This window comes from Olsenella sp. KH3B4 (genome assembly GCA_900111695.1).
In the GTDB taxonomy this organism is placed as follows: domain Bacteria; phylum Actinomycetota; class Coriobacteriia; order Coriobacteriales; family Atopobiaceae; genus Tractidigestivibacter.
The window spans coordinates 1-19,334 of sequence record FOHD01000004.1 but is presented as its reverse complement, the minus strand read 5'-3'; the positions used below and the strand labels follow the sequence as shown (position 1 = coordinate 19,334).

General features: G+C 64.0%; 17 protein-coding genes. 2 read left to right on the top strand and 15 right to left on the bottom strand.

Annotated elements, in window-relative coordinates:
* Positions 1–49: 49 nt before the first annotated feature.
* Both BMX94_RS10600 and BMX94_RS04660 read right to left on the bottom strand, forming a co-directional pair.
* Positions 50–541 (bottom strand): hypothetical protein, encoded by a 492-nt coding sequence (locus tag BMX94_RS10600; RefSeq protein ID WP_091004283.1) that lies wholly within the window; start codon positions 539–541, stop codon positions 50–52.
* 212 nt (positions 542–753) lie between these two features.
* Entirely contained in the window at positions 754–2,196 is a 1,443-nt protein-coding gene (locus tag BMX94_RS04660) for a replication-associated recombination protein A (RefSeq protein ID WP_091004280.1), read from the bottom strand.
* Between the two features lie 376 nt (positions 2,197–2,572).
* Here BMX94_RS04660 and BMX94_RS04655 point away from each other — a divergent pair, with 376 nt between their 5' ends.
* Positions 2,573–3,358, top strand: coding sequence for a gamma-glutamyl-gamma-aminobutyrate hydrolase family protein (locus BMX94_RS04655; protein WP_091004278.1), 786 nt, complete (start codon positions 2,573–2,575; stop codon positions 3,356–3,358).
* A 30-nt stretch (positions 3,359–3,388) separates the two neighbouring features.
* On the opposite strand, the gene BMX94_RS04650 is transcribed toward BMX94_RS04655, so the two are convergent.
* From BMX94_RS04650 to BMX94_RS04620, 7 genes are all read right to left on the bottom strand, one after another.
* Complete coding sequence (locus BMX94_RS04650; protein WP_091004275.1) at positions 3,389–4,630, bottom strand: deoxyguanosinetriphosphate triphosphohydrolase family protein; 1,242 nt, start codon at positions 4,628–4,630, stop codon at positions 3,389–3,391.
* Positions 4,631–4,866: 236 nt separating this feature from the next.
* A complete protein-coding gene (locus tag BMX94_RS04645) occupies positions 4,867–6,243 on the bottom strand; it encodes a hypothetical protein (protein WP_143052268.1) in 1,377 nt (458 codons plus the stop codon).
* A gap of 196 nt (positions 6,244–6,439) precedes the next feature.
* The gene (locus BMX94_RS04640) at positions 6,440–8,296 is read right to left on the bottom strand and encodes a GNAT family N-acetyltransferase (RefSeq protein ID WP_091004268.1); all 1,857 of its coding nucleotides are present in this window, start codon (positions 8,294–8,296) and stop codon (positions 6,440–6,442) included.
* A gap of 272 nt (positions 8,297–8,568) precedes the next feature.
* Entirely contained in the window at positions 8,569–9,081 is a 513-nt protein-coding gene (locus BMX94_RS04635) for a DNA-deoxyinosine glycosylase (protein WP_286160021.1), read from the bottom strand.
* A gap of 13 nt (positions 9,082–9,094) precedes the next feature.
* A complete protein-coding gene (locus BMX94_RS04630) occupies positions 9,095–9,898 on the bottom strand; it encodes a metallophosphoesterase family protein (protein ID WP_091004262.1) in 804 nt (267 codons plus the stop codon).
* A 52-nt stretch (positions 9,899–9,950) separates the two neighbouring features.
* Positions 9,951–10,463: a very short patch repair endonuclease gene (locus BMX94_RS04625; protein WP_286160020.1), complete on the bottom strand. Its 513-nt coding sequence runs from the start codon at positions 10,461–10,463 to the stop codon at positions 9,951–9,953.
* 16 nt (positions 10,464–10,479) lie between these two features.
* Entirely contained in the window at positions 10,480–11,442 is a 963-nt protein-coding gene (locus BMX94_RS04620; RefSeq protein WP_091004256.1) for a hypothetical protein, read from the bottom strand.
* A 299-nt stretch (positions 11,443–11,741) separates the two neighbouring features.
* Between BMX94_RS04620 and BMX94_RS04615 the strand changes: the two genes are divergently transcribed.
* Positions 11,742–12,974, top strand: coding sequence for an MFS transporter (locus BMX94_RS04615; RefSeq protein WP_091004254.1), 1,233 nt, complete (start codon positions 11,742–11,744; stop codon positions 12,972–12,974).
* Between the two features lie 214 nt (positions 12,975–13,188).
* Here BMX94_RS04615 and BMX94_RS04610 read toward each other — a convergent pair whose 3' ends face one another.
* The 6 genes from BMX94_RS04610 to BMX94_RS04585 all read right to left on the bottom strand — a co-directional run.
* Complete coding sequence (locus BMX94_RS04610; RefSeq protein WP_091004251.1) at positions 13,189–14,433, bottom strand: aminotransferase class III-fold pyridoxal phosphate-dependent enzyme; 1,245 nt, start codon at positions 14,431–14,433, stop codon at positions 13,189–13,191.
* Between the two features lie 53 nt (positions 14,434–14,486).
* Positions 14,487–15,362 carry an acetylglutamate kinase gene (argB, locus tag BMX94_RS04605; RefSeq protein ID WP_177171327.1) on the bottom strand — a complete coding sequence of 292 codons (876 nt, stop codon included), beginning with the start codon at positions 15,360–15,362 and terminating at the stop codon, positions 14,487–14,489.
* 92 nt (positions 15,363–15,454) lie between these two features.
* A complete protein-coding gene (gene argJ, locus BMX94_RS04600; protein WP_091004245.1) occupies positions 15,455–16,741 on the bottom strand; it encodes a bifunctional glutamate N-acetyltransferase/amino-acid acetyltransferase ArgJ in 1,287 nt (428 codons plus the stop codon).
* A 93-nt stretch (positions 16,742–16,834) separates the two neighbouring features.
* Complete coding sequence (argC, locus tag BMX94_RS04595; RefSeq protein ID WP_091004242.1) at positions 16,835–17,911, bottom strand: N-acetyl-gamma-glutamyl-phosphate reductase; 1,077 nt, start codon at positions 17,909–17,911, stop codon at positions 16,835–16,837.
* 218 nt (positions 17,912–18,129) lie between these two features.
* Complete coding sequence (locus BMX94_RS04590; RefSeq protein WP_091004239.1) at positions 18,130–19,026, bottom strand: hypothetical protein; 897 nt, start codon at positions 19,024–19,026, stop codon at positions 18,130–18,132.
* Between the two features lie 72 nt (positions 19,027–19,098).
* Positions 19,099–19,334, bottom strand: a 236-nt coding sequence (locus BMX94_RS04585) for an ATP-binding protein (RefSeq protein WP_177171326.1), incomplete at its 5' end; no start/stop codon positions are given.

Sequence of the window (19,334 nt, the reverse complement as noted above, 5' to 3'; positions counted from 1 at the left end):
CCACGTGGCCCATGAGACAAAGGGACTGTCCCTTTGTCTCATGTGGCTATTAGCCGTAGAAGTCGAAGTTGATGGTGTCGAAGTCGGCGATGCCGAAGTCTGCGGCGTTACCCTCAAGCGTGTTCTTGTCGACAACCTTGAGCGTGATGTCCTTGGACGAGAGGTGCAGCGTGATCTGGTCCTCGGTGCCCTCCCAGGTGCCGGTATCAGTCAGGAGGTCAGCGTGAGCCTCGAGGGGCTTGACCTCGCAGGTGCCGTCGTCGGAAAGGTTGACGTCGAGCATCTGCTCGCTGCCGCCGGCGGTGCCATAGACGGTCTGGCCGGTAATCTCGACGGAGCCACGCCACTGACCAGCGTAGGCCTTGTTGGCGTCGAACTCGGAGCTGGAGCTATCGCTCGACGAGCTGGACGTTGTGCTCGTGCTGCTCGTGGTCGTGGAGGACGACGAGCTGGCAGACGAAGTCGACGAGCCGCCACACGCCGCAAGCGGCATGCAGAGCGTTGCGGCAAGAAGACCTGCAACCAGTACCTGCTTCTTCATGCTTTGTTCCTTCCCCTCTGGCCGGACTCTGCCCAGCCATCCCGCGCACCGCAATCGGTGCGCCTTGCTCGAGAGTCATTACAAATCGATGACCTCTCAAATGAGGGGAACCGTACTAACCTGTCGTTTTTCTGGCGTGTCCTGCAAGCTGAAACGGCAGACGGAAGAGCCAGACGGTAGCGCGAGAAGCGGCGAACGGCAGCCGCCCGCGATTATTCCTCGCGCGAGGCGTCCTCGGTGCCGGCGGCATCGGCGCCGGTGGCGTCCGCGCCGTTCTCGCCCGTAGCCACGGAGCCCGTGACGTCCTGGTCACCGCCGTCTGCCGGCTGGGGCTGAAGCCCCGCCCGGTCACGCGCCGTGGCCTCGACGCGCCAGGCCTCCCAGCCACGGGGGCTGGGATGATAGAACGCGCCGCGCTCAAGACCCTCGGGCAGGTAGCGTTGCTCGACCCAACCCGCGGGATAGTCGTGAGGATAGAGGTAGGGACCGTACTCGTCCGAGCCAGGGCGGCGCCTGTCGCGCAGGTAGCTGGGCACCTCTCGGCGCGGACCCTCGCGGACCTCCTTCAGGGCGGCATCTATCCCCGCCTCCGCAGCGTTCGACTTTGGCGCCAGGGCCATGTACTCGACAGCCTGCGCAAGGTTGATCCGACACTCGGGAAGGCCAATGACCTCGGTCGCCTTGAATGCGGCCTCGGCGACGAGAAGCGCCTGCGGATCCGCATTGCCGATGTCCTCTGACGCGAGGATGAAGATGCGGCGCGCAATGAACTTGATGTCCTCGCCCGCGTCGATCATGCGCGCCAGCCAGTAGAGCGCGGCGTCGGGATCGCTTCCGCGCATGGACTTGATGAAGGCGGAGATGATGTCGTAGTGCATGTCGCCAGACTTGTCGTAAGGCAGGCCACGGCGAGGATTTGCCTCCAGAACGTGATCGCACGTGATGCGCACGGGCTCCTCCGGCGTGGCGGTACCAGCCGGAGCTGCCATCTGGCTTGCCAGTTCAAGTGAGGTGAGAGACGCACGACCGTCGCCGCCGGCAAGGGTGACTATCTCCTCGAGGGCGTCGTCGTCGAGTGTGAAGGCGCCCTTGAGGCCGTACTCCGAGGTCACCGCGCGGCGAACGATGGTCCGGATGGACTCGTCGTCGAGAGGCTCGAGCTCAACCACGCGCGAGCGCGAGAGCAGCGCCGAGTTCACCTCGAAATAGGGGTTCTCGGTGGTGGCTCCCACCAGGACCACGGTACGGTCCTCGACGGCATGCAGCAGCGCATCCTGCTGCGAGCGGTTGAAGCGGTGTATCTCGTCCACGAAGAGAATCGTGCGGCGGCCAAGGGAGAGCAGGCGGCTCTCGGCGGCGTCTATCTCGCGGCGAAGGTCCTTGACCGTCCCCGTGATAGCCGAAACCTCGACGAACTCCGCGTGCGTCGTGTTGGCGATGATGTGCGCCAGCGTGGTCTTGCCCGTGCCGGCCGGCCCGTAGAGGATCACCGACGACAGCGTGTCATGCTCGATCGCGGTGCGAAGCCAGCTGCCGGGGCCGACGGCGTCGGTCTGGCCCACGTACTCGTCAAGGGTCTGGGGGCGCATGCGCGCGGCGAGAGGGGCGTTCATCGTGCGCTTGTAGCGCTCTATGTTGGTGAAGAGGTTGTCCATGGTGTCGATTGTAGCCCAGGGCGACAGCGCGACGACTGCGGGAGCGGGGTGGCCGCGGCGACGAGGCGACGGCGGGGCTGCGGCCGGGGCGGTGGGGGCGCGACGGCAAGGCGGCCCTTCTCGGCAAAAACTGCGGGTTAATTGCAGCGCACCGAGAAGCCACAAGCCTTCTACCTGCGGTTATTCTCGGAGACCCCCTCCGAGACTGCAATTAAGTCGCAGTTTTGCCGAGAGGAGCGCCCCAGCCGATGTCCCCGCCCTTCTCGGCGTCCCTCGCCCTAACGCGTTCGTTTTTTCTGGATTGGCAACTGCGACGGGCCTAGCCCTCGCCCGTCGGCTAAGGTAGTCCCCCGGAACACTGCACAGGGGAGGAAACATGCCAGTCGCCGCCACAAGGCCGCTCATCGGAATCACGTCAAGGCCTCGGGAGGACCCCGAGAACCCAAACTGGACCATGACCGATGACCACTACGCCGCATCGGTGGCGGACGCGGGCGGTCTCCCGGTGGCCCTTCCCTTCACCATCCCCTTTGGCTTTGACGCAACGGACCTTGTCCCCGACATCGTGCGTCGTTTTGACGGCATCCTCTTCACGGGCGGCGGAGACATTGCCGACAGCTCCTTTAGCGGCCACGCCTACGCACCGGAGAGCCACTCGCAGATCTCGCTCACCTGCCCCGCACGCGACGCCTTCGAGTGGGCGCTCATGCGCGCGTGCTGGGATGCCGACGTGCCGGTGCTGGGCATCTGCCGCGGCATGCAGGTCATGAACGTGACCCTTGGCGGCACGCTCGTGCGCGACATCAAGGACTATCCCACCAAGACCATCCTCCACGCACGCAGCGACTCCCCCGACTCCCCCGTCCACCACGTGCGCATTTCCGAGACAAGCCGCCTTGCCAAGGTTCTGGGGTTCGCCTCGGGCGAGGTTAACTCGCTCCATCACGAGGCCATCTACACGCAAGCGCCCGAGGGACACATTGTGGCCTGGGCGGAGGATGGCACCCCGGAGGGTTTGGAGTTTAGCGAGAAGACCTTCTTCCTGGGAGTGCAGTGGCACCCCGAGAAGCTCCGCACCCAGCCGCAGCTCTTCGAGGCGTTCGTTGACGCCGCACGCGAGCACGGCGCTGCCGAACGCGCTGCGCAGGTGCCCTCGCTGTAGTGAAGACCATTGCCGTGCGCCCGCCTGCGGCTACGGACGCACTTCCTCGAAGTACCCGCGACGCGGGAAGAGCTCGCGTGCCTTGGGGAAGAGCTCCGAGCATGTGGCCATGAAGTAATCGTCCGTCATTGACGAGATGAAGTCCACCACTGTGAGGTCTGGGTCCGTCTCCCAATCGTAGGTACGGCCATAGGGCGCGAGGTGACGGCCAAGAGGCTCGATGTGGTGGCGGAAGATGGCGGCCGACTCGTCGCCCTCGCGGAGGGCTGAAAGCTCGTGCTCGTACAGCAGCGAGAAGAGCTCGGAGACGCCACGCGAGAAGTCCCCGTTGACCTCCGAGGCGCCATAGATTTTCTCGTAGTTCTCTCTCTTGGCACGACGCATCTCGGCAAAGCCCTCCTCGCTCATCTCGATGCGCGACTTGCCCAGGCTGTTCTCGACCACGTCGGCGACGAAGGCACCGAGTGCCCAGGCATTGTATGCCCCGCCAATGCCGTCATCGAAGCTCTTCTCGTTGCAAAGACCAGCGCGGATGGCGTCCTGGCGGTCCTTGCCCACGTAGGCGATGATGTCCGAGACGCGCACCACACAGCCCTCAAGCGTCATGGGGCGCAGGCGCGCGATAGCTGGGCCGCCCTTCTCCCAGCACTCCTCCACCCCGCGGTCAAACTCATCGAATCCAGCGAGGCCGCTTGTCTCGAAAACTTGCTGCTCGAACTCGCCGTTGTGGCAGATTACCCCGTCGAGGGTCTGGAGCGCGAGGTTCCTGCCGTAGGTGACGTCGAGCACGCGCACGCTCTGCACGTTGTGCGCAAAGAAGCGGCCGGTACGAGCATGGTAAACGTCGTTCAGGAAGCGCTCGCCAGCATGTCCAAAGGGCGTGTGGCCAATGTCATGGCCCAGGGCTACGGCCTCGATGAGGTCCAGGTTCAAGCCGAGCGCGGCACCAATGTCTTTTGCCACACGCGCGACGAGCTGCACGTGCAAGCCGCGGCGCGCAAGGTCATCGTCTGCACGGAACGAGAAGACCTGGGTCTTCCCGGCAAGCCGGTTATATGCGGACATATGCATGATCTTCTCGGCGTCACGCACAAAGGCCGGGCGCAAGACGCTCTCCTGGTCGCGCTCGGTCTCCTCGCGACGAAGCGCGGCAGTGTTGGGCGTGGCGTATGGCGAGAGAGACCCGCTTGCCCGGCGGTCTGCGACGGCCTGCTGCGCCTTGGGTGAGAGTTGCCCCGTGAGGTGAGGCGCAAGCTTGTTGATGACTTCCATGGCTGCCTCCTGCGAGTTGTTGATCGAGGCAGATTCTAGCAAGGGCGCGCGACAGTAATAGGGCGTTGAGGGCTCGCTCTTCTCGGCAGCGGGCGGTTACGCGCGGCTACGGGCTCCGGATTGACGCCACAGCGGCGACCTCGTACGCACTTGCTGCCAAAACGGGCCCTGTGGCGCCAGACTGGCGCCACAGGGCCCGTTCCCGCAGCATCTGGGACCTCGCGCGAGAGAAGCCCCTACTCCACGACGAGGCACCCCATGTTGAGACGGTGCGTCCACTCGCCTATAACGTTCTCCATACCACAGCGGGTAAAGACGCCGCCAAACTTCCCGTTGAAGAGGAAGAGCCCCTCCATGTTGCTCATCTCGGGAGCGGCGAGCGGATCCTCGCCGGGCTTGAGCATGCCTCCACGCATGGTGGGCGTGCGATACTGCGGCGCATACGCCTGCACCACGCCGCCGCTCTTCGCGCATGCAGAGAGCGCGTCGTCCCACTCCTCCTGCGTCTTGCAGTCAAGGCCGGCCACCACGCCCACGGCATTGTAGCCGCCTGCGGGCTTCACGATCCAACGGTCCTTCTCGGCATAAGGCGAGAGGTCCGAATCGGCGTCAAGCAGCACCGTCTCGGGGACGTGCGCGTCGACAAAGGCGCGCTCCTCGGGCGTGAGGATGCCGTCCACCGCATCGGAGCGCATGATCGCGAAGACGGTCTTTGTGGCGCACGGCCAGGTCCTGTAGCCACCGATGACGCAGGCAAGACCACGGCGCGCGGCCTCTGCCAGGGCATCGGCACCCGGACAGGGCTTCTCGGCAATCTCGGACGTAACGGCACGACGGTACACGCAGGACACGGGGCCACCGGGCGCCATAAGGTGATCGGTCCCGGCAAAGCGCTCGATGCGCAGGTCGCGAATATCGCAGAACTGGGCATAGAAGCCGCGGTCGGAAAGGCGCCAGAGGAAGTCCTCGAGCTCGTCGGTCGAGGCGCTCTCGGAATAGTCCACGATGCACAGGGACGGGTGGGTGACGGCGCTGTCAAAGCGGTCAGCGTTCGCCCAGCTGGTATACGTTTTCTTGATTGCGTCAATGGCCTCATTTACCAGGTCATACGTCTTGATCGCGGGGTGCTTCTCGGCAAATCTGCGGTAGGTCTGCGTGGCCTGGATGGCCCGGGTCACCTCGACGGTCGTGGTCATGCCGGCCGAACCGTCGGTGTTGAGCTCGCAGAACTGGTAGTCGCCGGTCTCCTCGTTGAAAAAGACATCCACACGAGCGATGGGGATCATCTGCTCGTAGCCGGTGGGGACAAGCGTGAGCGCCTCGAGCTCCGGGGAAAAGTGGAAAAGAGCACGAAACTCGGGGTTGCGCAGGTACTCTGCCGTGATCTTGTCCATGATGCGACCCATGGTCTCGGCCGCGTTGCGCAGGATCTCAATCTGGGCCGAGTCGAAGATCTTGGGCGTCATGGCCCAGGAGACGGGCCCACCGTGGTAGAGCGCGTGAGTGGTGAGCAGGTAACGGTCACCGGCCTCCCTGCTCTCTACGTCACCGGCAAGCTCTCGTGCCGTCGAGAGAAACTCTTCCTCGAGCTCGCGTCCATGAAGGCTAGTCATATAGATCACTTCCTGGTCGCCGCAGCCGCTGGGCGACAATTCGGCGAACGTCATTAATCTTTCTGTAAGAAGCTGCCCGATTGTAGTCGCTCCAAAACAGCATCATTGATTCTGCACACTGTGTGTCAAAACTATGCACATGTCGAACGCACGCGGATGACCCCTCCGAGAGACGCCGCCCTGCGGGGCAAGTGGCCTACGGACGGCTCATGAAGTGCATGCCCCTCTCCGGGTACACCGTAAGGCCGAGCTTCTCCTGCAGCGCAATGGACGCCTGGTTGTCGGGCCACACCTCTCCCCACGGCACCAGGCCGCGATCAAGCTGCTCGTTGATCTTCGCGGACTCGAGAGCGGTTGCCCACCCACGGCGGCGCTGCTCGGGAAAGACCTCCAGCATGCCAATGGCCCCCTCGGGATGCTCGCCGATAAACGCGCAGAGACGTCCTGCCTCAAAGCCTCCCAGCACAAGCCCACGAGCGAGAATGTCCTCCAGCTCGCCAGGAGCCAGGTACTCAGGGTGCGAGTAGTGCGAGGCGACAAGCTCGGCATACGCCGGCGTGAGCGTGCGGATGTCGAGCGATGGGTCGACGTCGAGGCGGTCCTTCTTCTCGTAGATGACCATGTTGCAGAGAGCGTCCTCGGTAAGGCCAAGGTCACGGCGCACGTCATGCACGGACGTGGAGCCAAGGACACACACCAGGTTGCGCGAGGCAAAGACGTCGAGCGCCTCGCGCATGGCCTTTCGGGAGGTCCCCCACACAAAGGTCCCGTGTCGCGGCACCTCAAGCACGCATACGCCCTTCTTTGCGACAAGGACCTCGCCAATCCCGCGGCGAGCGCACTCGAGGATGGGAAACGCCTCGCGCGGGCCGCCCGAGAGAAGCTCGATTGCCCGCGCGCGCCGGGTCTCTGCGGGCTCCGCCAGCGCCCGCATAATGTAGGCCAGGCGTTCCGCGATGATTGCAGATCCGTCGGCATTGGGATGCTCGTATCCGTCCGCCATGAGCACGGGGCTTGCCTGCAGGAGACGCGAGCCCTCTACCAGGTGCATGCCTGGGTTGGCAGCCACGGCGGTGCGGATGAGGTCCGGTACGACGGAAAAGCAGCTTCCCCGATGCGTGGGGTGCGTCTCGTCCAGATGCCAAAGGGGCGTGAGGGTCCAGACGGATGCCTCTGGCCAAGCCTCGGCGACCTCGAAGAGGCTCGTGCGGATGTCACGAGAGATGCGCATCTCTTGGCAGGGCTCGTAGCGGTAGTTCTCGCCCAGCTCCACCACCACGGCCGCAGGGGATGCCTCGTCGGCCAGGCCCACGGTCGAGCCCGGCAGAAAGACCTGCCCGCCAATGCCCTGGTTGAGCACGTCCATGTCGAGTTGCGTGGCGAGAAGCGCCGGCCAGTTGCGAGCCGGGTCGCCGGACACGAACCCCTGAGCGATGGAGTCCCCAATCACCAGCAGCTGGTCGCGGGCGTCAACGGGCTCGATTGTGTTGCCGTCGCCCACCACGTGGCGGAGGGAGCAGCTCGTGAGGCAGGGCAGCCACACGCGCACGTGATGGTGGCGGCCCATGCCGGGCAGTCGCTGCAGGTTGGTCTCGGGCGCCTCGTTAGGGTCGTCAAGCGCGAACTCCACGCGCGTGACGCCGTCGCTGCCCTCCTCGGGAAGCACGCAGGGCAGGTGCCTTCCGTCAACGTCGCACGAGAAGCCGTCAAGGGGGCCGTCTGGCGCGAAGGCGCATGCGGCAGCCTCCTCGAGGACTTCTCGCGAGCCACGCGGAAAGGGCTCGACACGGGCCTCGAGCACGATTGACGAGGAGTCTGTCTCAAACTCCACGGTAATGCCCGACGTGCACGCGGCCATGGCGCGATAGAGGCCGGGGTGCCAGGCTCGGCAGCTGCCAATGGCCTTGAGCTGGCTCTTTGCAAAGCGCCAGGGGTGGGACCAACCGTGGCCCTGCGGCTCTGCCCACACGGCACCGTGAAGCAGTCCCACCGCGGGAACGCTCACCAGCAGGTCGGCCATGTCCTTCTCGTCCATGAGTTCACTGACGCTCATCGCACGTCGCCTCTCTGCGATTCAGCCACGTTGTGTGCGCTGCGATTGTTGTTTGCGGGCATCCATTGTGGCAGAAACGAGAACCGCGTGGGAACTGGGCGGCGCGGTGCCAGAGCCGTCAGGGCAAAAACTGCGGTTTAATTGCAGTTAGCCTTGTGCGTCGCTGAGAAGAACTGCAGGTAGATTGTGTGGCTCTTCTCGACACGCTGCAATTAACCCGCAGATTTGCGCGAGACCGCCGGCCGAGGACCCCTCGCGCGCACCCGCACGTCCTACTCGCCGTCTGCCGCGCGGCGGAGCGGCTCGTAGGCAACGACAAGGTCGCCAAGGCGCATCCGGGCGTTCGCCGGGCTCGTGGAGGGAAGCCCCGTACAAGGCATGCCGCTCGCAGGCTCGATGAGCCGCCGGTAGAGCCGCGTGGCGGTGCCTCCCGTGCAGAACACATGCGTGATGGGCGCTGCCGAGAGAACCCTGGCCACGTCGTTGGGTACGGGATCGCGAATGGAGGCATCGCTCGCCCCCACGATGGTGCAGCTCGCAAGGACATCCCAGAGGGCAACGTGGTGGCGCAGGCACAGGTCGCGACGTTCATCGTTGGTCGCAGGCACGGGCTCTTGCCACAGCGACGCCATCACGCGCCAGAAGCGGTTCTGCGGGTTGCCGTAGTAGAAGCGCACCTCGCGCGACTTGGGGCTGGGCATCGTTCCCAGCACAAGCACGCGGCAGCCCCCATCAAATATGGGCTCCAGCGGGTGAATGACACGCGTGCCCGCATGGTTGGCCAACGAGCTTCCCGCGCTACTCGCCATCGCGAACGGGCTCCGCAAACTCCTCGCCATCATCCAGACGCACCACTGTGACCTGGCCAAAGCCAGCACCACCCGCCGCGCCGGAGTCAATGTCCCAGCGATCGGCCACGCCGCCCGTCGCATCGCACGCCCCCACGCGCACCATCTGGGCAATGCCGTCCTGGTTTCTCACCGGGCGATCGAACTCATCGGTCATGGACGCCAGGTACGGCGTGGGCGTGTGACCGGCAACAACGATAGGGCCCTCTCCCCTCTCGTCAAGCAGCCCGGTAGGCACCGACCAGAACTCGTCACGAATCCACAGCAGGTCGTCAGGGGTCTGCTCGGCGAGAAGCGCATCGAGCACGGCATCATTCCACGCTCCGTCTGAAGGCTTCGGGCCGCCGGGGCGAATGCCGGCATGCGCCATGATGTAGGAGCGCCCCGCCACCTCAGCGTGCGCCGAAAGCGGAAGGCCGCGCACCCATCCAATGAGCTCGCTCGCCTCGTCATCCGAGCAGCTCTCTAGCCCGGAAATCGTGGCCATGCCACCGTTGATCGCCCAGTTAGCCTGGGACACCACGTCATCACGATGGTCGAGCGCGTCGAGCATGAGGTCCTCGTGGTTGCCCTTGAGCACCTGCACGTTGGGGAGCGAGCGTGTGACGCGCATGACGCCAACGGGATCCGGGCCGCGGTCGATCATGTCTCCCAGGCAGAACACCACGTCTTCCGCGCCGGGGGACACGCGCTCGAGCACCCGCTCGAGCGTCGCGCGATGCCCGTGGACATCGGAAAAGACGTATGTCGACATGGCGGCACCCCCCGTCGTTGGCCATGGGCACTAGCTTAGACCTGCGGCTGGTTTAGAGCAAAGTATGCCGTAAGCGTAGCTTTTGGCGCTCTCGGCGAAGCATCCAGGGACGAGGAGACCCAATCTCGACCACACGTGGGACACACGGCGCGCCCCCGCTCGCCCGGTCAAGCTCGAGCAGGACCCTGCGCATGGTGGGCTCCAGACGCTCCTTCTTGAGCATGCACTCCCACACCACGATAACGGTCCAACCGTCCTGCACCAGTAACGCATTGTCACGAGAGTCGCGTGCGCGGTTCCGCTCGAACTTGGACTTCCAGAACTCGACGTTAGTCTTTGGGAGCGGCAGGGCGCAGTGGGGACAGCGATGCCAGAAGCAGCCATTCACAAAGATGGCGACGCGTCTACCAGGAAAGCAAATGTCAGGCTTGCCCGGTGCCTTCTTCCAATGCAGGCGATAGCCGGTATAGCCGGCCTCGCGCAACCTGGCCCGCACGAGCAGTTCGGGCTTGGTGTTCTTGCTCTTGTTCGCCTGCATCACATGGCGCGTGGCCTCGCTCGTCAAAACGATGCGGCACCACCTATGCGAGCGGGGCGTCCGCAGGGGCAGGCGCCCCCTCGAAGTTGAGGTTGCCCGTGAGAGCACATGCGGCGCCGTCATCAAAGTCACGAGAGAGCACAGCCTGCGTCACCGCGGGCGCTCGATCAAGGGCGCGCTCGTACAGGCCTTCGAACGAATCCCTGCTCACCACACCAGTCGCCGGATTTGCCCAGGCACGGTGCTCGCTATTGTCAAACTCCGAGGACGCAGATGCCCGCACGTGGTGCGAAAGCGCCCCATAAGTAGAGTAGGGGGAGCCAGTTATTGTGCGCTCAAGGGCAGCAACGGCATTGCGATGCGAGTCGCGCGTGGCATACAGCAGACGCATGATGGTACGGTAGCAACCCACCGAAACCGAAAAGGTGGTAGGGTCAATGGGTCGGTCGTACGTCCAGAGCGCCGCGTAGAAGTAAATCTTGTCTATGATGGCGAGCACCTCGCGCGAGGCGTGCAGTGTGTTTGCAAACGGACGGTACTCGGCAATGGTCTTTGCGGTCTTCCGATAGAGGATCGCCTCGTCCAGGTCGCGCTCGACCTCCATGTGAACCTTTCCGTCAAACTCCGGTCCCAGGCCAGGCACGCCTGCGTGCGTGAGGTCGTACGCCCAGGCATTCACAAATGGATGGACCATCGAGTCAAGCAGCCAGTGGCACGAGAAGCCCGCCAGGTACGCCGCGCCAACGTCCTTCTCGCGCTTGGGAAGGCGATCGACGGCCTCACGCATGGCCGCCAGGAGTCGCGCGGGACGCTCGTCGTGCATGAGGTTTCCGACCTTAGCCCATTTGGCCATGATGGGATAGATCGTGATGTAGAAGAGCGGGTCCGGACCCTGGCTCCCCAGAAGAAACGCGTCGCGCTCGTCCAGGGTCGCAAGGGGCAGTTGAGCCTTCGCGCAGTCTGCAACGTCGCGTGCAAAGAAGTCGTGCGTGAGAATCGCTGGCATCGTGACCCCTTTCCGATTCGGGCGGGTGGGCGCAGCGCCGCGCCGCTGGCGAAGCGCACCCGTTCCGCCATTATGCCCCATCCGAGAGACACCAGACGAGAAACGCGGCAACCGCAGGCGTGCGTGCGCGGCAGCTCGCACGCCTGCGGACCCTACGCGCCCGTGTAGCGCCACGTGCACGCCGAGTCGTCAAAGCCATTACATAATCCTGACAGAAGCCGTGGTTTTCTCCGGCATCCAAACGATAACGTTTTGAAGTGTATGAGCGCGAGACGAGAAGCCAAACAGAGAGGAACACGATGTCTTTCAAGATGACAAAGGCCGAGAGAAGCTGGGTCATGTACGACGTGGGCAACTCTGCGCTGGTACTTCTCGCCACAAGCGTCATCCCCATCTACTTCAAGACGCTGGCTGACGGTCCCGCGCTTGTTGCCTGGAGCTATGCGGAGACCGTGGCGTCGCTGGTCATCGCCCTGCTCATGCCCATATTGGGCTCCATTGCCGACCAGCAGGGCATGAAGAAGAAGTTCATCATCGGCTCGGTGGGAACAGGCGCCGTGGCCTGTGTGGCCATGGGCTTCCCCACCGGCGCGATGGCATTTCTCGTTATCTACGTGATTTCCTCGGTGGCACTCAACACGTCGTTCGTGTTCTATGACGCGCTGCTCGTAGACGCCACGACGGACGATCGCATGGACGACGTCTCGAGCCAGGGCTACGCGTGGGGCTACATTGGCAGCTGTGTGCCATTTCTCGTCTGCCTGGCATTTGTGCTGGTAAGGCCATTTGGCATGAGCCTGCAGACCGCCATGCAGATTTCCTTTGTGATCACGGCCGCCTGGTGGGTGGCGTTTACGGTGCCCATGCTCAAGAACGTCGAGCAGACCCATTACAAGCCCCGCGAGGAGCACGCCTTTACAAACGCCGTGCGCGGCATTGGGGTCACGGCGAAGCGCATCTGGCGCGACCCGTCCATCAGAAACTACATCATCGCCTACTTCTTCTACATCGATGGCGTGCACACCATCATCAAGCTCTCCACGTCATACGGCGCGGACCTTGGAATCGATGGCACGCAGCTAGTGCTGGCACTGCTCGTCACCCAGTTTGTGGCGTTCCCCTCGGCAATTGCCTACGGCCGCCTTGGCCACAAGTTTGGTACCCGCAAGATGATTCTGGTGGGCATCGCCGGATACACCTTCATCACACTCTTTGCCGCGTTCTTCCTGCGCTCCGCCATCGAGTTCTGGATCCTGGCCATCATGGTCGGCCTCTTCCAGGGCGGTCTGCAGGCGCTCTCGAGGTCCGAGTTTGGCAAGCTCTGCCCCAAGGACCACGCCAACGAGTACTTTGGGTTCTTCGACATCTTTGGCAAGTACGCAGCAATCCTGGGCACCTTTATCGTTGGCACTATGACGGCGATTACCGGTAACAGCTCGCTGGGCGTGCTCTCGATCGTAGTGCTGTTCATCATCGGGTTTGTGGTGATGCTGCGCGTTCCCGAGCGTACGGCGGCGTCCTCGGAGGAGTAGAGGGCGCGCCCGGCGGGCGATGGCGCGTTTCACGGCGGTGCACTGCCGGCGCCCGAAGGCCACTTCTCGCAGCAATTCCGTACGAAACCAGCCCTGTGGAACATTTGGCGCCACAGGGCGGACTTCGTACGTATTCCCTGCGAATAATGGCCCTCCGGCGCCACCGAAGGTCGCAAGCGGCACCACCGGAGGGCGCAAGCGGTGCAGCCGACCCCTACGCCAACAGCGCGGCGAGTTTGTCAACGACCTCGTCCACCTGCTCCTCGGAGATCACCAGCGGAGGAAGGAAGCGCAGAATTGAATCGCCAATGTGGTTAAGCACGAGACCCACCTCAAGACCCTTGTCTACCAGCTCGTTTGCCACTGGCACGTCCAGCTGCGCGCCAAGCATAAGCCCGTGCCCGCGCACCTCCGTCACGTGGGGAAGCGCCTCGAGCCGCTGGCGCAGGTGCCCGCCGCAGGCAATGACGTGCTCCCCCACCCCTTGCGAGACCAGCGCCTCAACCGTCGCACGCCCAGCGGCGGCAGCCAGCGCATTCCCGCCGAAGGTAGAACCGTGATCGCCCGGCCCCATGAGGTCGGCCGCCTCGGCCTTCGCCGCAACGGCGCCCATGGGGAAGCCGTCCGCGATGCCCTTCGCCATGCTCACCACGTCTGGCTCGATGCCAGCCAGCTGGTAGCAGAACGGCGCCCCACAGCGGAAGAACCCGGTCTGGACCTCGTCAATGATGAGAAGCACGCCGCGCTTCTTGCATTCGGCAGAAACAAACCGCAGGTAGTCATAACTCGCCGGCCACACGCCGCCCTCGCCCTGCACGCACTCGAGCATCACGGCGCACACGGGCCCACAGCTCGCCGGCGGGTTGTCCAACGCCGCCACCAGCGCGTCAGCATCGTTCAGCGGCACGGCGGCAAAGCCAGCCGGCATGGGGAGAAATGCCTTGTGGAACACGTCCTGGCCAGTCGCGGCCAGCGTTGCCAGCGTGCGGCCATGGAAGCTCTTCTGTGCCGTGAGGATTCCGGTCGCACCATCAAGCTTCTTCTCGCCCCAGCGCCTGGCCACCTTGATGGCACCCTCATTTGCCTCGGCGCCTGAGTTGGCAAAGAACGTCTTCCACGCAGATCCCGTGGAACCAACCACGTGGCCCTCCTCGTCGCACGCAGACGAGAGAAGCCCCGCAAGGTCGCGCGCAAGCTCGCCGCGGTTCTCGACGTAGAAGTAGTTGCCAACCTGCCACACCTTGTCGACCTGCTCGTGCAGGGCAGCCGCCACCGCGGGGTTGCGGTGTCCCATGCTCACGGCGCCAATGCCGCCTAGGCAGTCGATGTACGTCTTGCCCGTGGAGTCGGTTAGCGTCGCGCCCTCGCCCGAGACAAACTCGACAGGAAGGCGGCCGTAGGTGTGCATCACGTAGGCATCGTCAAGGGCCTTGGCGCTCGCATAGCTGGTGTCTGCCATGTTGTTCTCCTTGTTCTGAATGAGACAAAGGGACTGTCCCTTTGTCTCATGCGCTATTCCTGGGTGAAGAGGGTGCCCACACCTGCGTCGGTAAAGATCTCGAGCAGCAGCGAGTGGGGGGACTTGCCGTTCAAGATGACCACCTCGGACACGCCGCGGTCCATGGCCTCCACGATCGAGCGAACCTTGGGGACCATACCGCCCGCCAGCTCGCCGGACTCAAGAATGCTCTTGGTCTCGGCCTTGGTGAGCGAGCGAATGAGGCTTCCCTTGTCGTTGACGTCGGCAAAGAGGCCGTCGACGTCAGTGAGGTAGATGAGCTTGTCGGCGTGGAGCGCCTCGGCAACCGCGCTTGCCGCCTCGTCGGCGTTCACGTTGAAGAACCCGTCCGGGCCGCAGGCCACGCTCGCAATCACGGGGATGTAGTCATCGTCGAGGATTGTCTCGATAAGCTCGGGGCTTACCTCGCGAATGTGGCCCACGCGGCCAAGCTCGGGCGAGACGGGAACCGCCTTGAGCGTCTTGCCGTCAGCCCCCGAGATGCCCACCGCATTGTGGCCGTATTCGTTCAGAGACCAGACCAGCTGCTGGTTGACCTTGCCGATAAGAACTTCCTGCACGGCTTCCATGGTGTCGTCGTCGGTGACGCGCAGCCCATTCTTGAACTGCACGGGCATGTCGAGACGGGCGAGCATGGCGCTTATCGCCTTGCCGCCACCGTGCACGAGCACCACGCGCATGCCCATGAGCTTGAGGAGCTCGATGTCCCCCAGCACCTGCGCCATGAGCTTGGGGTCCTCCATGGCAGACCCGCCATACTTCACAACCACGGTCTTCCCGCGCATCTTGTTGATCCACGGGAGCGCCTCGGTGAGAACCTCTGCCTTCCTCTGAGCGAGCTCCAGCTCGCCCTCCTCGCGACCTTGCATGCGTACCTCCTGTATTGGGTTATCTGGTCGTGGGCCCGCGTTGTGTGCCGCGGTCGTGAAGACGCGTCGAGCGCGGCCGGGCATAGGGTGTCCTAGGTGCGGTACTCCCCGTTGATCTTGACGTAGTCGTGCGTGAGGTCGCAGGTCCACACGCGCGAGTGGGCCTCCCCCGCACCCAGCGAGATGGCAATGTCTATCTCGGGCTGCTCAAAGCGGCGAAGCATGTCTTCCTCGTCCATGGGGACGGGAAGCCCTGCGCGCAGAACGGGCACGCCCATGAAGTCGATGTCCACGTCCTCCTGTGAGAACGGAACCCCGCACTTGCCGGCAGCCGCGGCGACGCGGCCCCAGTTTGCGTCGTGTCCAAAGATAGCAGTCTTGACCAGAGGCGAGTTTGCGATGGCAAAGGCAACCTTGTCGGCGTCCGCCTGCGTGGCGGCTCCCAGCACGTCCACCGTTACGAGCTTGGTAGAACCCTCGCCATCTGCGGCAATCTGGCGGGCAAGGTTGGTGCAGACGCCCTTGATGGCGGCAGCAACAGCCGGGAAGGCGGGCGACGTCTCGTCGATGGTCTCGCCTCCGGCAGCCCCCGTGGCAAAGAGGATGCACGTGTCGTTGGTGGAGGTGTCGGAGTCCACGGTCACCTTGTTGAAGGTCTGGCGTACGGCCGAGAGGAGCGCGGCATGCGCGGCCTCGGGTGTGAGAGGAGCGTCGGTCGAGAGCACGCAGAGCATGGTCGCCATGTTGGGCTGAATCATGCCGGAACCCTTCACAAAGCCGCCCACGTGCACCGTGATGGAGCTGCCGTCCGCCTGGGCAGCGGGGCCCGCAAAGGCGGACTCCTTGGGATGGGTGTCGGTGGTCATGACGGCACAGGCAGCATCGTGGGCAGCCTGGGGCGTCGCGGCAAGGGCGTCCACAATCGCAGGCACACCGGTCACGTAGGGCTCAAACGGAAGCTGGACGCCAATGACGCCTGTCGAGGCAACCAGCACGTCTTGCTCGTCGCAGCCAAGTGCCTGTGCGACAAGGGCGCAGGCCTTCTCGGCACACCGCAGGCCGGGCTCACCCGTGGCGGCATTGGCGTTGCCCGAGTTGAGCACCACGGCGCGGGCGTGGCCGGAAGCGGCGCGTTCACGACTCACCTGCACCGGCGCGGCGCAAAAGCGGTTCTGCGTGAACGTTGCCGCGCAGACGCTCGTCTTGTCGGCGACGACGAGCGCCATGTCCTTGCGCTCGGGATTCTTGCGGAAGCCTGCAGAGATTCCCGCGGCACGCATGCCGGCGGCCGCGCAGACGCCGCCCTCGCAGGGGGCAAAGCCAAACGTTTGGGGTGCGTCATCCTGCACGGGAATGACTAGGGGCTTGTAGCTTGTCATGAGAGGTCCTTCTGGACGGGGACGCGCCGCATGCGCGCCCAAGGCGGACGGTGCGGGAGGTCCTTGCGCCAGTCGACGGACTCGGCTATGAGCCTAGATGAGCGGGGCGGTTGCTCCAATGCCCTGGGTCTCCGGGAGGCCAAGCACCAGGTTTGCGCATTGCATGGCCTGGGCCGCAGCCCCCTTGCCGAGGTTGTCAATCGCGCAGGACGCGATGATGACCCTACGTCGTCGGTCATCAAGGGCAACCCCAACCTGGGCGCGGGCGGTTGCCGCAACCGAGGAGGTCTGCGGCATGTGGCCAGCGGGAAGTGTGGAGACAAGCGCCTCGCCGGCATAGCGGCGCTCGTAGGCATCCTGTACGTCGTTTGCGGTGATGCCATCGGCTGCCGTCATGTACACCGTGGCGAGAAGGCCGCGGGTGAGCGGAGCCAGGTGCGGCGTAAAGACAACGTTCATCTCGCGGCCGGCAACCTGCGTGAGCGTCTGCTCTATCTCGGGCGTGTGGCGGTGGTGGGCAACGCCGTACGCCTCTACGGACTCGTTGGCGTGGCAGTAGTGCGTGCGCGCGTTGGCGGAGCGGCCCGCGCCAGAGACGCCCGAGATGGCGTCGGAAATCACGAGGTCACCCGTGGCAAGGCCGGCCTCGAGCGCCGGGATGGCAGCGAGGGCCGTTGCCGTGGGATAGCAGCCCGGCACGGCAACAAGAACCGCCTGGCCATTCTCGTGACGCTTGCCCAATGCGAGAAGCCCTTCGCGGTTGAGCTCGGGCAGCCCGTAGACCGTCTGACCGAGAAGCTCCGGGCTCGTGTGGGGCGTGCCGTACCACTGCTCGTAGACGGCGGCATCGTGCAGGCGGTAGTCCGCCGAAAGGTCGATAACGGTGACGCCCAGGGAGAGCAGCTGCGGCGTGATGGCAAGCGATGCCGTGTGGGGCACCGCAAGGAAGGCGACGTCTGCGCACTGGGCAATTGCCTCGGGCTCGGGGAGCGAAAGAACGAGGTCCGTTGCGCCCTCGAAGGCGGGATACACATCGGCGAGCCTGGTGCCTGCGGCCTTGCGGTCCGTGGCCATCACGAGCTCCATGGAGGGATGCCCCAAGACAATGCGGCACACCTCGACCCCGGCGAACCCGGTTGCCCCCACGACGCAGGCCCTTATACGCTCCATTCCCTCAATCACCCCAGAACAATGCATAATCTTACTCTTGTATGCAAGATTGCTTTTGTTTGTTGGGTGCAGGATAGCACAGGGCTAGGAATCTGTGCCACATGCGACAATCTGTTTTTCTCCCTGACACAATTAGGAACGAGAGGCCGGGCGAGGAATCACAAAAAGGACGCGGCCCCATCTACAAGAGCCGCGTCCTCTCACTACTCAACAGAACTCTAGGCTAGAGGAACGTTGCCATACCAACCCCAGCGAGGAGTATCGACCTTGCTGTAATAGGCAAGCCAGTTCGCAAGAGACATCTCCCTTATGTATCCCTCATCATCATGTACCTTACCATTGCCAATATAAACGGCAACGTGCCCGTAAATTCTTCCAAGGCGAGTAGGGGACTTCTCCACTGCAATAATCATGCCTGGCTGCAAGTCCGAGAGCTTCGTATACTTGCAGTACAAACGGCAAAGGTCATTTGCATTCTTGCCCATACCGTAGCGATAGAAGCCAGCATTGACAAATACGTTGTCAACCCACTCCGAGCAATAGCCAGCGCCAACGGAAGGAGTAGCGCAGGCCGAAGAGATGACCCTCTTCTGCGCGTTAGTCAGCAGATAAAGACTGTTTGAAGCGAACGCGCTCGTCTTTCCGTTGGGGTACTTCACGTCGAGATAGATTTCGTATGCCGCCGAATTGGAGCTCAGGGCGTCGCGAGAGAAGCTCACCGAGCTCGCGCTCGACCAGTCGCCGAGCGTGCCCGAGGCGGAGCCGTCCGCGGAGGCCCAGCGGAAGCGGTACCTGGCGCCCGAGACCTCGTGGCCCTCGAAGAGGTCGGCCCTCGCCGTCCAGCCGGAGGCGGCGGAGCCGGAGACCGAGACCCCCGTGGCGCCCCAGGCCACGACCTGCGTCGAGGCGGTGCGCCTCTCGCCGCGCGGCGAGACGGCGTCCACGTAGAGGGTGTAGCGGCCCGGCGCGCCGAGCGCGCCCGTGTGGGAGGCCTCCTTGGTGTCCGCCCCGTCGTAGAGCTCGGTCGAGCCCCAGTCGCCCTCGGCCCAGGAGCCGCCCCACTGCCACACGTAGTTGTACCTGAGGCCGGACGCGTCGCCGGTGTGTTTCGTCAAGAGAATTTGAGCAAAAAGAGCATCGGATATTGAGCAGCCTGAGCATCGGAGGCGCGCACGCTTTTTGAGCGGCTAGCTCTCCTGCATGAGGGCATGGCGGACGCGGTAGGACTCGCCGCGGAACTGGATGAGCCTCCCGTGGTGGACGATGCGGTCGATCACGGCGGCGGCCATCTGGTCGTCCCCGAACACCGACCCCCACCTGCTGAACTCCAGGTTCGTGGTGATTACCACCGACTGCCTCTCGTATGCGTCGGCGAAGACCTGGAAGAGCAGCCTCGCCCCGTCCGCGTCGAGCGGGAGAAACC

Bases quoted from the DNA above. Each gene is read 5' to 3' on its own strand.
- BMX94_RS04650 (WP_091004275.1), bottom strand. From the start codon at position 4,630: ATGGAAGTCATCAACAAGCTTGCGCCTCACCTCACGGGGCAACTCTCA.
- BMX94_RS04630 (WP_091004262.1), bottom strand. From the start codon at position 9,898: ATGTCGACATACGTCTTTTCCGATGTCCACGGGCATCGCGCGACGCTC.
- BMX94_RS04610 (WP_091004251.1), bottom strand. From the start codon at position 14,433: ATGGCAGACACCAGCTATGCGAGCGCCAAGGCCCTTGACGATGCCTAC.
- argB (WP_177171327.1), bottom strand. From the start codon at position 15,362: ATGCAAGGTCGCGAGGAGGGCGAGCTGGAGCTCGCTCAGAGGAAGGCA.
- BMX94_RS04620 (WP_091004256.1), bottom strand. From the start codon at position 11,442: ATGCCAGCGATTCTCACGCACGACTTCTTTGCACGCGACGTTGCAGAC.
- BMX94_RS04655 (WP_091004278.1), top strand. From the start codon at position 2,573: ATGCCAGTCGCCGCCACAAGGCCGCTCATCGGAATCACGTCAAGGCCT.
- argC (WP_091004242.1), bottom strand. From the start codon at position 17,911: ATGGAGCGTATAAGGGCCTGCGTCGTGGGGGCAACCGGGTTCGCCGGG.
- BMX94_RS10600 (WP_091004283.1), bottom strand. From the start codon at position 541: ATGAAGAAGCAGGTACTGGTTGCAGGTCTTCTTGCCGCAACGCTCTGC.
- BMX94_RS04660 (WP_091004280.1), bottom strand. From the start codon at position 2,196: ATGGACAACCTCTTCACCAACATAGAGCGCTACAAGCGCACGATGAAC.
- BMX94_RS04645 (WP_143052268.1), bottom strand. From the start codon at position 6,243: ATGACTAGCCTTCATGGACGCGAGCTCGAGGAAGAGTTTCTCTCGACG.
- BMX94_RS04640 (WP_091004268.1), bottom strand. From the start codon at position 8,296: ATGAGCGTCAGTGAACTCATGGACGAGAAGGACATGGCCGACCTGCTG.
- BMX94_RS04615 (WP_091004254.1), top strand. From the start codon at position 11,742: ATGTCTTTCAAGATGACAAAGGCCGAGAGAAGCTGGGTCATGTACGAC.
- argJ (WP_091004245.1), bottom strand. From the start codon at position 16,741: ATGACAAGCTACAAGCCCCTAGTCATTCCCGTGCAGGATGACGCACCC.